Annotated in this window: 6 protein-coding genes and 1 pseudogene; all 7 read right to left on the reverse strand. The window is 60.8% G+C overall.

The window, feature by feature from the left end:
- Positions 1 to 1,100, reverse strand: a pseudogene (locus BFQ00_RS07135) (hemagglutinin repeat-containing protein); the annotation flags it as partial.
- Between the two features lie 101 nt (positions 1,101 to 1,201).
- A complete protein-coding gene (locus BFQ00_RS07140) occupies positions 1,202 to 1,771 on the reverse strand; it encodes a hypothetical protein (protein ID WP_065933036.1) in 570 nt (189 codons plus the stop codon).
- A gap of 37 nt (positions 1,772 to 1,808) precedes the next feature.
- The gene (locus BFQ00_RS07145) at positions 1,809 to 2,090 is read right to left on the reverse strand and encodes a hypothetical protein (RefSeq protein WP_065933037.1); all 282 of its coding nucleotides are present in this window, start codon (positions 2,088 to 2,090) and stop codon (positions 1,809 to 1,811) included.
- 1 nt (position 2,091) lies between these two features.
- Positions 2,092 to 2,559, reverse strand: a complete 468-nt coding sequence (locus BFQ00_RS07150; protein WP_130138312.1) for a hypothetical protein — start codon at positions 2,557 to 2,559, stop codon at positions 2,092 to 2,094.
- Between the two features lie 625 nt (positions 2,560 to 3,184).
- Positions 3,185 to 3,478 carry a hypothetical protein gene (locus BFQ00_RS28995; RefSeq protein WP_130138313.1) on the reverse strand — a complete coding sequence of 98 codons (294 nt, stop codon included), beginning with the start codon at positions 3,476 to 3,478 and terminating at the stop codon, positions 3,185 to 3,187.
- Between the two features lies 1 nt (position 3,479).
- Positions 3,480 to 14,048 (reverse strand): two-partner secretion domain-containing protein, encoded by a 10,569-nt coding sequence (locus BFQ00_RS07155; RefSeq protein ID WP_083227313.1) that lies wholly within the window; start codon positions 14,046 to 14,048, stop codon positions 3,480 to 3,482.
- Between the two features lie 31 nt (positions 14,049 to 14,079).
- Positions 14,080 to 15,492 (reverse strand): ShlB/FhaC/HecB family hemolysin secretion/activation protein (locus BFQ00_RS07160; RefSeq protein WP_065933035.1); only part of this gene is annotated, 1,413 nt, incomplete at its 5' end.

Below are 15,492 nucleotides of genomic sequence, written 5' to 3' on the forward strand. Positions count from 1 at the left end.
ACCGCCGAGTTCCCTTGGGCCTGTGCAACTACAGCACCCAATACCACGTGGGCCATGATTCGGGCGGTATCGTTGTCCTGCGCTGACTGCTTGATGATGTTCGCCAGATAGGGCGCCGACGCGCCTGCGAGGGCGGAGCCGATGTCCCCGCCTGCCAGTCCTTGCAAAGCTGCCGTCACCGCTTGAGCGGCACGTTGATAATCGCCCCCCGTTTCGTACGGCTGCATCACCGTACGGGTCACCTGTGCGGCGATCTCTTTATCCGTCGGCTGGGTATTGCCCTCACGGATAAGTTTGTCTCGCGCAGCCGCTATCGCTTCGGGATCTTTTTGAGCATTGGCCGCGTTAATGGCACCTTGAGTGCGTGTGATATCCGCCGCTTGAGTGCCAATATCCGCAATCAACTGCACCTGCCGCAGCCGTTTCTGCTCTTTCTCCTTATCGAAGATGGGGCTGATGGCGCCGTTGGCGTGTTCAACATCGTGGCTCAGCGTTGCCACGTCCTGCTGCTGTTTGGCAGGGTCGCGGATGTTGAGGGTGCCGTTGGAAATGGCCGAGGACGTGGTGCCGCTGTCGCTGTCGCCGTGGTTGAATCCGACCAAGCTGCCGGTGGGCATATTGCTGATGAACGCGTTGGTGCCATCGCTGCCACTGCTGACGCTGGCGCTCTGCAACTGGCTTGTGTAGTCAGCCTTGTTCTTTAAAACGCTCCAGCCCAGCGTACCGGTGTTCAGGCGGTTTTTGTCCGGCGTAGCCGTGCTGGCGATCACGCTGCCATCGAGTTGGGTATGGTTGCCCACGTCAATCTGGTAGCCGCCCTTGCCGCCGAACAGGCCGGTTTGCTCCTGCACACTCTGGTATTTGGAGTCGATCTTGCTTTTGCTGATGCTCAGGTTTGCGCTGGCGCCGCTGCCGATGATGGCGAAACTGACGCCTCCACTGACATCCGTTTGCTTGGACTTGTAGTTATCGGTGTCCTGCAGGCTTTGCAGCGTGAGGTCGCGACCCACGGTGGCGGTGATTTTGTCTGCGCTGACTTGCGCGCCTTTGAGGGCAGTGTCTCGTCCACTGATCAGGCTGACCTGTTTGCCGGCGTCCAACAAAATAGGGGGCTGAGCACTATTCTTCTACAAAAAATAAATCATATTTTTAAAGAGCAACTTTGCTGGACTCTAAAAAACGCAACAACGTGGTCTGACCCCTATTCCCTTTCGAGGACGGGAATACGCTGCGCGGGATCGGTGATGTCATACACATGCTGCTCACAGCCCGCGCCGACGATCACGAACTCCACCAGATAAATCTTCTGCTTCTGCGGCTTGAACGCCGAGCTCATAGGGCCGCAGGCGTAGACAATTTTTTCGGCGTAGCGGTAGTAGTTCGAGTCATACACCCGCGACTCGCCCAATACCTCGATTGTCTGCCCCGGATCAGCCAACACTTCCAACTGCGGGAAGCGCTTGACCACCGCGCTGTTGGCAACCTCACTCATCTTGGCGATCCAGCCGAACACCTTGCCCCGGCCCGAATCTACCACCGTGCCGAGGATCTCCGGCCGCTGATCGGAATCACCGCCACGGCGCACGGAAAACTGCACAGGGTAGGTAAAACCGGTGGCCCGCATGATCACCTTGGCTTGCTCGGCATCGGCCACGACCTTGTTCTGCTGCAACTGCACGCCGTCTTTGAGCAGGCTGGCCGACGAGTCGCGAACATTGGAGTGACAGCCCGCGAGGATCAGGGCCGAGAGGATAAAGGCAACTTTTTTCATAAGGGTTTTCCGTGTAGATACATGGGCCATGCAAGGGTCAAAAACTCAAAAAAAATACGACACCGTATAAGAACAGGGCGAAGCCGGCCAACGCCCCTCGCCACTCCGGGTCGGCATCCTTACTCATGCCGCCCGGCGCGATGGCCACCCTGGCGCCTCGCGCATAGCTGTAGACCGCCTGGCCAAACCACAACTGCACCAACACCATGAGGAAAAAGCGCTTCCAGCTACCGTCAAATCGTAGAAAGCCATTGAGTAGCGCAGCCAGGAGTAAGACCAGGCCAATGCCGTGCTGATATTTGTATAAGTTCGCGATCATGCTACCCACCCTTGACTGTACCTTTGAGGCCTTCAACCAACTTTTCCCACACCCCCGCAGTACCCAAGGCATTGGAAAGTCGCGAAGCCGTTTCCGGCGTAACGCCCTTGGTCACTGCAAACTTTTCAAAGCCCATGCTGAGTGCGTTACCTGTGGCCGCTTCCGGAAGTTCTTCTTTCAAGTAGCCAGACAGGAAAGAGGCCGCCATCGAGGTGTTCGACAGCCCAGCACTTACGCCGCCCGTTGTCACCGCCGCGCCCGCCCCCAGGACAAACCCGACGTCGCTGACCATTTTCGCGTCGGCGGCCTTGATCCACTTCAGCGTATTGGCGTCAGCCAGGTCGATGTTGGCGCCGACCGCGATACATTCAGCACTGCCACATGACATGAAGCGCGGGGTGTACAACACGCCCTCGATCGTGACCGGTACCTTGTATCCGCCCCTGTCGTCCAACGGATAGCCGGTCAAGCGGTCGCGTTTACCCGTCCCACCGTCCGGGTACGCGTATGCCCCTCCTGTCAGCACGCGGGAAAAACCACTTTCTGCCTCCATCGTCCATGCATAAGACTGAGTGTTTTCCTTGATGTAGGCGATAACCTGCTGGTCCGCCTTCTCATGCTTGCATATCTATTTAATCAGATGTTTGATTGAGTCAAACAATTCGGGCCGCCCTATATCACCATAGGCTTTCTGCAACCCTGAGCTTATTTGACCAGAAGTATACGTAGCCGGCTTACCGCCTACCATGGGAGGCAAATACTAACTGATAGCTTTATGCATAGCATCAGGACTCAACTTTCCGTATGAGAGTACTGGGTAATTAGAGCCGCTGGGTGATCCAGCATGTCATTTTTCGTATATTCCAGCATCTTCCCCAAATATTGAGGCCCGATGTGATGCACCTGGAATCCTTTGTTTAATCCCTGAAGTTCTTGATAAGTAGGACTAATCACGTCAGGTACACTCTGGCCTGTTGCTTTTGCACAAAAATAGGGCTCAGCCTACCATTAATGTAAACGTGGTCTGACCCCGATTTTTTGCTGCTGAGCAGAGCACAACTACCTTTTTTCCCTTTTCAGTGTATGTACGTCACTTAAACTTCCTTACCAAAGCCCAAGACAAATCCTAATAAATAAATAACAAAACACACGAACGCCAGTGCAGCCCGCCCTACTGGATTTGCATCTTTACCTAAACCACCTGGACCAATAGAGACCCAGCCACCTCTCAGGTAGGCAAATACAGCTTGCCCAAACCATAACTGAAGCATCAGCGCGCTAAAAAATGGCCTTGCATCGCCCCAAAATCGAAAAAAGCAATTGAGTAATGCGGCAATCAGCAGCAATAATCCCAATAAATACCTGTATTTGTAGAAAGTCGACTTCATGCTAATTCCCCTTGAAAACATCAATAGCTTTTTCCGCCAATTCGTCCCAGACTTTAGCAACACCCAGTGCATTGGACACTCTCGCTGCTTCACTTGCAGGAATACCTCTGCTAACAGCGAAACGCTCGAAACCAGCGCTTAAGCCATAACTGGTTAATGCTTCCGGGGTTTTGTCGGTCATATAGCTAGACACAAGGGATGCTATTGTTGATCCGTTCGACAGCACAGCTGCTGCCCCCCCTGTAGTAAATACGGCTACGCCACCCATAGCGGTTCCAACATCAGAAACCATCTTGGCATTGCCTGCTTTAATCCATTTCAATGTATTGGGATCGGTGAGATCAATATTAGCGCCCGATGCAATACATTCAGCGCTGCCGCAGGACATATATCTGGGCGTATAAACCACCCCCTCAATTATCACAGGGACCCTGTACCCACCCTTGTCATCTAATGCATACCCCGTCAAGCGATCGCGTTTACCCGTCCCGCCCTGTGGGTATGCGGATGCACCAGCCGTCAGGATACGTGAGAAACCGCTTTCCGCCTCCATCGTCCACGCATAAGCGCCTGTATTTTCCTTGATGTAGGCGATGATTTTGTGGTCACCACCTTCGGGTAACTGAACAAACGTTTTGCCGTCGCCCAAGGGCATCCAATTTCCGCCAGAATCATAGATGCCGTCTTTTGTAGCCACTATGTCGATACCAGGTGTTATGTCTGTCCCTTTGACGAAAGACAGCCGCAACTGCGCTTCAATCTGCTCTGCGGTGTATTTACCATTACTTTTCATAGCCAGCGTTTTTGCGAGCTCTTTCTCTTCCGGGTGCAGTTGCCTGTTGAACTTATCCACCGCCAACGCCGTGCCCCCAGCAACCAAACTACCTTTCACACCATCACGTGCTCCCACGGCGGTTCCGACACCTGCGGCGATCAACGAGGCAATCGCTTTTTGATCAGCTGACGACATATCGCTATTGGCCAGCGCTTTAGCAATAGAGGGCATTAACACCGCAGAGGCGCCAGCGCCCAGCGCGCCACTTTCTACACTACCGCTGGACAAGCCGATTGCCGCACCGGCCAGCGCGTGCAGAAGAACTCGGGCAGCACCGCCTTCAGCCCAGGCAGCCTTGGTCGTGACGTCGGTAGACTTGTCTCTTTGCGTGTCAGCAAAGTTACCAATCTTGTTAAAAATATCACTGGACGAGGTGTTGGCAACAATACCCACGGTCGTCCCTGCGGGGGCACCACCCAGTCCTGCAGCAATCAGCCCGGTAGCAATGTCGGCCATCAATTTTTTGTCGCCGCCGATCTGCCAGCGCAACGCTTCTGCATTGGCCGCATGCGCTGCCTCTGCCGCAGCGAGTGCACCTGGGGAGCCCGCCTTGGCTTGACTTTTTGCCTCATCGGCAAGCATTTTCGCTTCGTCTGCCTTCGCCTTCCCCACCGCACTGATCACCCCACTGGCCAACTGCGCCGAGCTTTGGATCAGGTCAATACGCTCTTGCATGGCCTTTTCATCAGGCCGGTCGAGCTTCTGATTGGCATTGGCAGTGTCGCGATTCAGCCCCACCAGATCATTGGCGCCTTCGGCACTGCGAACCACAATCGTGCCTTCGCTGACCGCGCTACGGGTGTAACTGTGGTCTTTATCCTTGAGTGCTATCGGGATGCTGCCACCCATCGACGCACCGCTGGTACTGCTGGAAGACACCGAAATACCGGCAGACTGACTTTTGATTTCGCTGACATTCTTGATGTCGCTGACGATCAGGCGGTCAGTGCTTAGGCGGTTCTTATCAGCTGACGCCTCACTGGCAATCACCGCGCCTTGCAGGGTGGTGGTCTTGCCGACATTGATGTCGTAGCCGCCCGTGCCCGCATACAAACCGCTCTGGTCGGTCACGCCCTTGTAGCCGCTGTTCATATTCGCGGCGGCAAGGTTCGCCGAGCCCGCTACGGTAGAGCCATAGCAGAACGGAGGGATGCAGATACTCGCGCCGAAGCCTGCGCTGCTCTGTTTGCTGCGCGAAGACTCGGTGTCCTGGAGGGAGATGATATTAAGGTTGCCGCCAATATCTGCCTTGATACGGTCCGCACGAATCTGGGCGCCCTTGAGGGTGGTATCGCCACCGCTTTGCAACAACAGGCTGCCTGTATCGAGGGTGCTATTGACCTGAGTGACGGAGTTACCGTTGCCATTGTTCTTGGCACCCTGCGCTCCGAGGTCGAGGGTGAAGCCGTTTTGCTCGCCAATATTGAAGCTGGCGCCGATGGCGGTTTTATTTTTCGACCCTTCGTTTTTGCGGTCGGTGGTGTTTTGTGCGCTTTGCATCAACACATCGTTTTTGGCTAACAACAACGTGTTGGCGGCTTTCAAGCGGCTGCCGGTGATCTGGATATCACCCTGAGTACCCGCCGCAGCGCCCGTGGCAACGATCGACAAGTCTTGCCCTGCGTTGAGCGTGCTCTGCTTGCCGGTGACGCTGTTGAATTCGCTGCTGTTCTTGCTGCGGTTATTGGCCAGTTCGGTGCCGATTTTGATCAGCGAACCGTTGCCGGGCGTGCCGCCGATTTTATTTTTGAAACCGGAGCTTTGCGCATTGGCGTCCGAAGCCTGGCCATTCAGGTTGTAGGCGGCGAGGGCCGCCTGGGCGATTTTGACTGCCTTAAGTCGTGGGTCATCAGCGCTACGGGCCGCTTTGACGGCGTCGCGCATGCTGGTGGCAGTGTCCACTACCGAGCCCGCGATCACGCGCCCAACGGCCAAGCTCTTGGAACTGTCCTTACTGGTCTGACTGGCCGTCTCCATCCCCGAAGTGACGGTGACATCAGCCCCACTCAACTCCATGTTCTTGGTGCTTACCAGATCACTGGCCACCACCTTCAACTCACGCCCCGCTGTCAACGACACATTGCCCGCACTCGAGCCAATCGTGCTGCCGGTCAAGGTCATTTCATTGGCCGTGCCATTGTGCTTCGAGCTGTTGATGTACAGCTTCTGGTTGCCGGTCATATCGTCCAGACCGAGCTTGTTGCCGGTCAGCACGCCGGTGAGGTCGCGATTCTTCTCCTTGTGCATGTCGGTGCGGGCGAAGGTGTTTTGCGCCGCGTCGATGGTCAGGTCACGGCCGGCCTGGACGGCGAGGTCGCCGGTGCTGACCAGGTTAGAACCGGTGACCGTGGCGTCGCGCTTGGCGGCGACGGTGACGGTTTCGCCGGAGACCATGCTGCCCAGGGCGGTGGTGCGTTTTTCGTCGACTTTGTCCTGAACCTTGCTCGACTTCAGGCCGCCCCAGCTGCTTTTGCTTTCCTTGCGTTCGTGGCGGGCGCTGTCTGAGTTAGTGGCGGCCAGGATGTTCAAGTCCTGGCCGGCCGCCAGTTGCGCCGCGCCTTTTTCGGCGGTGACGGCGCTGCCGGCCAGCAACAGGTTTGCACCCGCCACGACGGTGCTGTTGGTGCCCGCGCTGACCAGGCTGCCGACATTGTTGACGGCGGATGTCTCATCCAGGCGGAATTTTTTCCCGGACGAGGTCTTCTTGGTTTTGCTGTAGAAGCTGTAGTCCTGATTTTCAGCCGCCTTGAGGGCAAGGTCGTTACCCGCAACCAGGTACGCTTCTTTGCCCGCATCCACCTGGCTGGCCACCAGTTGCAGGTTCTGCCCGGCGCTCAGGGTGGCGTCACCGCCAGCCTTGAGCACGGTCGATACCTGCTGAACATGGTCTTCGACACTGGTCACCTTCTTGGAATCAAACGCCGAATGCTGTTCATTCGCCGCCGAAGCCAGGTTCACATTGCCCTTGGCCACCAACGCCAGATCACGCGTGGCATTCAACTGGCTGCCGATGGCGCTGATGTCCCGTGCCGCCACAATCTGGAAGTCCCGCCCGGCTTCTACCACCGTGCCGTACTGGGTCACGTTGCTGCTGCGTGAGTAGGTGCTGACGACATTGGCGTTACGTTGTTCGGCGGTGACGAGGTTCACGTCACGCCCGGCCTGGATGCGGGTGTCGGTGCCGCTCTTGAGTACACCGCCGGTGCTGTTGACGTCGCGACCGGCTTGCAGGGTCAGGCTGTTGGCGGCTTCGATGCGCGCGGCGTTGTCGACGAAGTCGGTGCGTTCGGTGCGGTAGCCGCTGCTGCTCTGGTGGCTGGTGACGGTGCGTTCGTTGAGCACATCGCCATTTACTGCGCTCACGCTGACGTCGCGCCCGCTGATGATGCCGCCGGCGCGGTTGGTGAGGCTGTTGCCGGCCAGCAGGTCGAGACGGTTGCCCGCTGCGATGAGGCCACTGTTGACCATGTTGCGCCCGGCGCTGGCGGCGAGGTTGTTGGTGGCGCGCAGGGTGCCGACGTTGGTGAGGTCGGTGCCGCTGACCAGGCTCAGGTCGCTGCCGGTGATCAACGCGCCATTGGGCGCCAGGCGGTTGTTGGCCTGGGCCAGGTAGAGCACCGGCACCAGCACTTGCTGGCCGGCGACGGTGGCGTTTTCCATCCACACGATGTCGTGGGTCAGGGCCGCGACTTGTTCGGCGGTGAGGCTTACACCCACAGACAAATTGAGCGCCTGACGGCTGCCGATGGCGTTGTCCATCAGGTACTTGAACATCGCCGTGTCGCTGGTTTGGCCGTCGATGAAGCGCTGGCCGGTGCGGGCAATGACCGCTTGCTGGATCAGGCGCTGTTCATAGAGGCCGTCGCCCAGGCGTTTTTGCGCCTGGTCGGGGTCGTAGCCGAGCTTGGACAGCATGTAATCGGAACTGAGGAACTGGCCGAGATTGGTCAGCTGCGGGTTGGTTTCGATCAGGTATTTCTGTGGGTTGGAGACGAACTGGCTGTCCGGCAGGCCTTGCACGCGGTTGAGGGGGACACCGTCGGCCGAGGTGCCGGCGGCGGGTACGACCGGCCCGGAAGCCGGGCCTCGGTCTACGCTGCCGCCGCCCAGGGTCCAGCCTTGCGGGCCGGTACTGGCCGGCGCGCTGGCGCTTTGGCCGCTGAGGCGGAACAGCCCGCCCTGCCCGGTGGGCAAGGTAAAGCCGGGCAAGCTCAGCGGGTTGATCTGCTGCTGGGCCAGGTCCGGAGGCAATTGCGCGTTGAGGGTGACGCGGGTCGAGTAACCGTTGGCGGCACTGGCGCCGGTTGCGCCGGTAGTGGTTTTTGCACCCGCCCCGATGTAGGTGTAACCCGGGCGCACCACGCTGTTGTCGATACCGGCCTGCGCCTTGACGTCCACCGCGCCGCCAGCCTGAATCACGGCAGCGTAACGCTGGTCATCGCTGGCGATTTTGGTGACTTTGCCGAACTGGGTGCGCTCGATCTCCATCATGCCGATGAAGTTGGCCACCGTGACCTCAAGGCCGCCGAGGTCATTGGGGTTGTAACCGGCGCTTTTGTACCAGTATTTGTTGGTGAGTGCGGCGGCTGCATCAAACCAGCGTCCAGGGTGCTTGGTGCGCTCTGACGTGAAAAGACGATAGGTCTCGGTCTCGCCGGTTTCGATGCCGGTGTTGACCAGGTTATTCAGGCGCGCGGTGAAGTTACCGCCGGCCGCGATCGAGCTGCTGCTGTTGAGCAGGTCGCCACCCGCCAGGGTCATGTTGCGCCCTGCGGTGATACTCGAACCGGCACTGGCGGCGGTCACTTCCAGCTTGTCGCGGGTCAGCAACTCCCATACGTAGTTGCGCGGGGTGCCGCCTGCTTTGCAGTCACCGGCGTTGACGTACTTGATGCACGCGCCCTCGGTGGCCGAGGCGGTGTAGACACCCGCGTCGTTGACGGTGAGTACCGCACGTTCGTTTTTGATCGTGGCGGCGGTGAGGGTCAGGTCACCATCACTTTGCATGCTCGATGAGCTGTTGATAATGCTGTCGGCCAGGCCGCCCTTGCCGTCGCGATCGACACTCAGGTTGCCCATGCTGTAGAGGTCGCCGTAGCTGTTGTTCAGCGACGCCACGCGCAGGCTCATGTCGGCGCCGCTGAAGATCAGGCCGTGGTCGTTGAGCAATGCGCCGGTGTTGACCGTGAGCGTTTGCCCGCTGCCGAGCGTGGCGTAGTTGTTGAGCGCGCCCGCGTTGATCAGCAGGTCGGTGGCCGAGGTCAGGCGGCCGCGGTTGTTCAGGGTGCCGCTGAGGGTGGCGCGGGTCACCCCACCGCCGGCGATGCTGGCGGTGTCACTCAAGTTGGCCTGGGCGGCGGTCAGGTTCAGTTTGCCCAGGCTGCTGATGCGCCCGCTGCTGTTCAGCGCGCCGCTCAGGCTCAGGTCAAGGTCGCCGTCGCTGGCGATAAGGCCATTGGTGGACCAGTTGCCACCGCTGCCGATAAAGCGCCGGGCGCCGAGCAATTGACCGGTCGCGGTCTGTTCGAGGCTGTTGACGTCGACGGTCAGTTGCCCGGCCTGGATCACGCTGCTGTTGGTCCAGGTGTCCTGGGCGATGGTCAGGTCGCCACGGGTGACCAGGCTGCCGCCTACATCGTTGAGATTGCGCGGCGCGATGCCGAAGGTGCCGGTGCCCACATGCAGCACATTGCCGCCGAGGTTCTGCAGGCGGTCGGCGTCCAGGGTCAGGTTGGTGTTGGCCGTTTCCAGCACGCCGTTGCGGTTGTCGAACAGCCCGCCAATGGCGAACTCGGTGGTGCCGCTGTTACCCAGTGCGCGCAGGCGACCGGTCTGGTTGTCCAGGCTGGCGGCACGGACCTTGAGGGTGGATTCGCTTTCGATGATGCCCAGGCGGTTATTCAACGCGCCGCTGAGGTCCAGGTCGATCTGTTGGCCGGCGATCTGGCCATCGTTGTCGCCGCTGTTATCGAAATCGTGGCCGACCACGCGCATCAGGCCTTTGGCATAGAGCCCGCCGTTGCGGTTGTCGAAGTTGCCGGTGGTGACCAACGCGTTGCCGCCCTGCGCGGCGATGCGCCCGCCGTAGTTGTCTACGCTGCCGGCTTGCAGGTTGAGGCTTTGCCCCTGCATCACGCCGCCCTGGCGGTTGTTATTGAGGTCGTAACCGTTGCGCAGCACGCCGATCACTTGGGTTTGCAGTGCGGCCTTGAGGCTGGCGAGGGTGCCGCCACGGTTGTCGAGGCTGGCCGCGTTGACATGCAAGTCACCGGCCTGGGCAATCAGTTTGCCGCTCTGGTTATCCAGCGTGTCGGCCACGTTGGCGGTCATGCCGCCCTGGCTTTGCACGGTGCCCTTGCCATTGTCCAGGCGGTTGGCGCTGAGCAGCAGGTCGGCGTTCTGGCTGTAGATCAAGCCGTCGTTGCCGTTCTGCACCAGGCCGCCGGCGGTCAGGCTCAAGCGTTCGTTGGCGGCCAGGGTGCCACGGTTGCGGTTGTCCAGGCCGCCGGTCAGCAGGGTCAACAAGCCTTGGCTGGCGATCTGGCCACCCTGGTTGTTGATCTGCGCCGCACGGCTGATCAGCAGTGGGCCGCCGCTGGCCAGTTTGCCGTTGGTGTTGGTCAGCGTCGCGAGCAGGTCGAGGGTGGTGGCGGTGCCGCCACTGATACTGCCGGCGCTGTTGTCCAGGTTTTGCGTGTTCAGGCTCAAGGCCGCGCCGCTGTCGATCACACCGCCCTGGGCGTTGTTCAGCAAGCCGCCGACGGTGAGCGTCTGCCCGGCCGCGCTGGAAAGTACGCCTTTGTTGCTGTTGTCCAGTTCGCCCACGTTGACGGTCAAGGCTTTCTGGCTGACCAATGCGCCGCCAGCGCTGTTGAGCAGGCTGGCGGTCAGCGTGGCATTGAGGTCGCCGTATCGGCTCGACAAGGTGCCGCCGTTGCGGTTATCCAGGTTCGCACCGCTGACCGTCAAACCCTGCCAGCCGGACATCAGGCCATTCTGGTTGATCAGGTTTTCGGCATTGAGCACCAGCAGGTTATTGCTGATCAATTTGCCGTTGCTGTTATTCAACGTGCGGCCTTTGAGGTTCAGGGTTTGCGCGCTGGAGAGTTCGCCGCCCTGGTTGCCGAGGTCACGCAGGTGGTTGATGCTCAGGTTGCCGGCGGTAGTGATCAGGCCACCGGTGTTGTTCAGGTCGCCGGTGGCGGTGCCGAAGTCCAGGGCAATCGCGCTGCCCAGCAGCGAGCCGTTCTGGTTGTCCAGGCTCGCGGTATTGATGCTCAGAAGGTTGGCTGCGTTGATCAGGCCCTGGGCCTGGTTGGCCAATGGGCCGCTCACGTTGAGCAGGGTGTCGCCACGGCTGGTGAGGGTGCCGCCGCTGTTGTCCAGGCTGGCGGCGCTTGCGTCAACCGCAGCCGCAGCAATCATACCCTTGACGTTGGCCAGGGCCTGGCCGATGCGCAGGGTCAGGGCGGCGTTGCTCAGCAGTTTGCCGCTGCTGTTATCGAGGTTGTCGGCGGTGAGTGTGAAGGCCTGGCTGCTGGAGATTTCGCCGCCCTGGTTATGCACATCCTTGAGGTTGTTGAGCATCAGCAACGGCGCGTTGATCAGCCCGCTCTGGTTGTTGAACTGACCACGGTTGAGTTCCAGGGTCAGGGCCTGCGCGCTGGTGATCTGCCCGCCTTGCTGGTTGTTCAGGTCGGCGGTGCTGATGTGCGCGGCCTGGCGCGCGCTCAGGGTGCCTTGTTGGCTGTTGTCGACGCTTGCGCTGGTCAGGGTCAGGGTGCCGTCCGTCACCAGGCGGCCGCCCTGGTTGTCCACCGCGTCACGGGCGCCGATGCTCAGCGGGCCGGCGCTGGAGAGCGCGCCACCACGGTTGACCAGGGTGCCCGTGGTCACGGTGAGCAGCCCTTCGCTGCTGATCAGGCCCTGGTTGCGGTTGAGCAACTGATCGACGTTCAGGTTCAGGCCAGTGCCGGCCACTACCAGGCCGCCATCGCTGTTATCCAGTTGCGTGCCGTTCACCGCCACGCCCGCACGGCTGGACAGCTCGCCGTTGCGGTTGTCGATGTTGGCGACGTCGATCTGCACGCCGCCGGTGCTGGCGACCAGGCCTTTCTGGCGGTTGTCCAGGCGATTACCGGTGAGGTGAACAACGCCCTGGCTGGTGACGCGCCCGTTCTGGTTGTCGAGCGTGCCGGCGTTGAGGCTCAACGCCTTGCCCGCCGTGACCAGGCCCGCGACGTTGTCCAGGGTGGTCACCGTCAGGTTGGCAGTGTCCAGGCTGGAGATTTCGCCGCCGGTATTTTGCACCGTGCCCAGCGTGGCAGTCAGCGGCCCGTTACTGGCGATCAATCCGCCCTGGCCGTTCTGCAGCGCGCCGGCGTCGATAGCCAGCGCGGTGTTGCTGAGGACTCGGCCGTTGTTGCGGTTATCGAGGGTCGCCGCCGTCACGCGGGCGCCTTGCCGGGCGCTGAGGGTGCCGCCCTGGTTGTTCAAGGCCTGGGAATCGACGCTCAAGCTGCGGCTGGCGATCACGCTGGCGCCGTTGTTGTTGATGGCCTGGCCGCGCAGGTTGACGTCGCCTGTGGTGTTGCGGGTGTTATCGGCGTTGACGCCGGCTTCGATGATGTCTGCGTTGGTCAGCGTGCCGCCGCTGGACAGCGCAATGCGGTCACGTGCGGCCAGGCTTTTGCGACTGTTGAGATCGCCCTGGGTTTGCACCTCCAGGGCGGTACCGGCATAAATCGGTCCCTGGGCGTCAAGGCTGGCGGCTTTGACATTGATTGCGCCGCTGGCGGCGGTCTGCGCCATGCTCAGGCGCCCATTGGCATCGAGCTGGATATCCCCACCACTGGCGGCCAAGGTGCCGTCGAGCTTCACGCCCACACCGGCCTCGGTGCCCACCAGCTTGATCGCGCCGGCATACATGCCGCCCAGGGCCGACGAGTCGATCGCCAGCTCGGGTTTGGCGCTGCCGTCATCGGCGCGTGCGGTGGTTTTCAGGCTTTGTGCATCGACGTCGTTGCGCCCGGAGATGACGTTGAGTTCGCGGGCGTTGATTTGCGCGTTGATCTTGGCCGAGCGGGTGATGATGTCGAAGCGGTCGACGTTGCTGGCGTTCAGGCCTTCGCCATCGATGGTCACGGCGCCGCCATCGACCTGGTAGCTTTTCAGCTGGCCGGTGGGGTCGATGATGGGTTTGCCGGTGGTCAGGGTGACGTTGGGCGTGTTGATAAAGCCGCAACCGGCGCAAGTCACGCCGTACGGGTTGGCCACGATGACCTTGGCCGACTGCCCCGCCACTTCGGTGTAACCGCGCAACTGGCTGGCACTGCCGCCGTTGACTTCGTTGAGGATAACGCTGGCCGCGCCGCCCTTGAGGTTGGGGTTGCCGACAATGATCCCGCCCAGTTGGGTGTTTTGCAGCGCGCCGTTGGCGTTGTTGAGAATCACGCCGTTGGGACCGACGTTGTACTGCTGGAACTGGTTATGGGACAGGCCCGCGCCGTTGGGCGTGGCGATGTTCACCACCGGCACGCCATTGCCCGCCGCGCCCACCGTGGTACCCGGCGCACTGACCACAATGCCCTCGGCCTGGGCCAGCAGCGGCTGCCAGAACAGCGCATTGGCGAGAATCAGCGCCAGCCCGCGCTTGGGCAAACCGAAGAACGCGTTTCGCGGCTTCAGGGCGGCGGAAGGTTGGCGGGCCAGGAAGGCAAATTGTCGAACGTCCATTTTCAGTTTCTCGCTGCGGCGCAACGTTGAATTACAGGAAGAAATCCAGGCGGAAGTAGATCGGCGCTTCGCGCTCGGTGACGACGCCGGGTCTTTCCAGCGAGTGGGCAAAGGTCACGCTGGTGCTGACGTTCTTGCCACGGGCGAACAGCTCCAGGGAGTTGCTGGACACGCGGCCATGAACGTTGTCGTTGTAGCGGTCGTTGCGGATCACGCCCTGGTCGTAGCCGACGCTGGCGCCGTATTCGAAGAAGGCCGGGCGCATCCAGTCGAGGGTCACCGGGCGCGCCCAGCGCACTTCGTTGCGCCAGTAGCCGCCGCTGTCGCCGGTCAGCAACTGGTCCTTGAAACCGCGCACCGAAGCCGAGCCGCCGAGGCTCATGCGCTGGGGCGAGAACAGCGGGTCTTCACTGCGTTGGCCGGTGGCCAGGCTGCTGAAGCTGAACGACTCGCCCCACAGGCTGAACGGTTGCAGGTAGCTGACGGTGGCGGTGTATTTGCGGTAGCGCGAGTTCGGCTGGCGGCGACCGAAGGCGTCGCGCTCTTCCTGGGACTGGGCGTCGAGCAGGCCGATGCCGTTTTGCATGCCCAGGTCCAGGTTGACGAAGGCCGTGCCGATACGCCGACCGTGGTTGACGCCCAGTTGCAGTTCGCTGAGGCGGTTGCTGCTGGGCGGGGTGCGCACGTCGAGGATGTAGTTGTTGGTGCGCAGGTGCGCCAGGCCGACGTTGACCGAGGTCTTGCTCACGTCATCGCGGTGGATGACCCGTTCGGCGCGCAGTTGGTGGTTCTGGTTGTCGCCGTCCTGCTTGTATTTGAAGTCATCGGTCACGCCGAAGGTGCGGTAGTCGCTCTCGCTGTAGGTGTAACTGAAGTTCCACCAGCCCCACGGCACGTTGTAGTAGAGCATGGTGTTTTTCGAGGTTTTCTGGTGGTCGCTGATGGCGTCGTGGCCGCCGCGCAGAATCAACTGGTCACCCAGGCCCAGCGGGCTGTCCCATTCAAGGCCGGCGCCCCATTGCTGTTCGCCGGTGCTTTTCTGGCCGTCGTTATTGCGCGACAGGCTGGCGCGCCAGGGCTTTTGCGCGGTGTTCTTGACCACTACGTCGCTGCCGCCGACTTGCTTGCCGGGGGTCAGTTCCATTTGCGCCTGTTTGGACGGCAGGCGGTTGAGCTGGTCCACCAGTTGCTCGATTTCACGCAGGTTCAGCGCTTCGCCGACCTTGCCGGGAAACGCCATGGCCAGTTCGCGTTCGGTCACGGTGCTGCCTTCGGCGCTGCGCAAGGCTTCGAGCTTGCCTTCCACCACCAGCACTTGCAGGTGGCCGGTGGAGAGGTCCTGCTGCGGCAGGTAGGCGCGGCTGGTGACGCGGCCTTTGCCGAGGTAGTAGTCGGTGATGGCCTTGAGCAGGTCGTTGAGCTGGGACACGCCCAGGCATTGGCC

It is taken from the genome of Pseudomonas sp. 28 E 9, from assembly GCF_900004785.1.
Taxonomy (GTDB): domain Bacteria; phylum Pseudomonadota; class Gammaproteobacteria; order Pseudomonadales; family Pseudomonadaceae; genus Aquipseudomonas; species Aquipseudomonas orientalis_A.

Coding starts and splice junctions, on each gene's coding strand:
- BFQ00_RS07140 (WP_065933036.1), bottom strand. CDS start 1,771: ATGAAAAAAGTTGCCTTTATCCTCTCGGCCCTGATCCTCGCGGGCTGT.
- BFQ00_RS28995 (WP_130138313.1), bottom strand. CDS start 3,478: ATGAAGTCGACTTTCTACAAATACAGGTATTTATTGGGATTATTGCTG.
- BFQ00_RS07145 (WP_065933037.1), bottom strand. CDS start 2,090: ATGATCGCGAACTTATACAAATATCAGCACGGCATTGGCCTGGTCTTA.
- BFQ00_RS07155 (WP_083227313.1), bottom strand. CDS start 14,048: ATGGACGTTCGACAATTTGCCTTCCTGGCCCGCCAACCTTCCGCCGCC.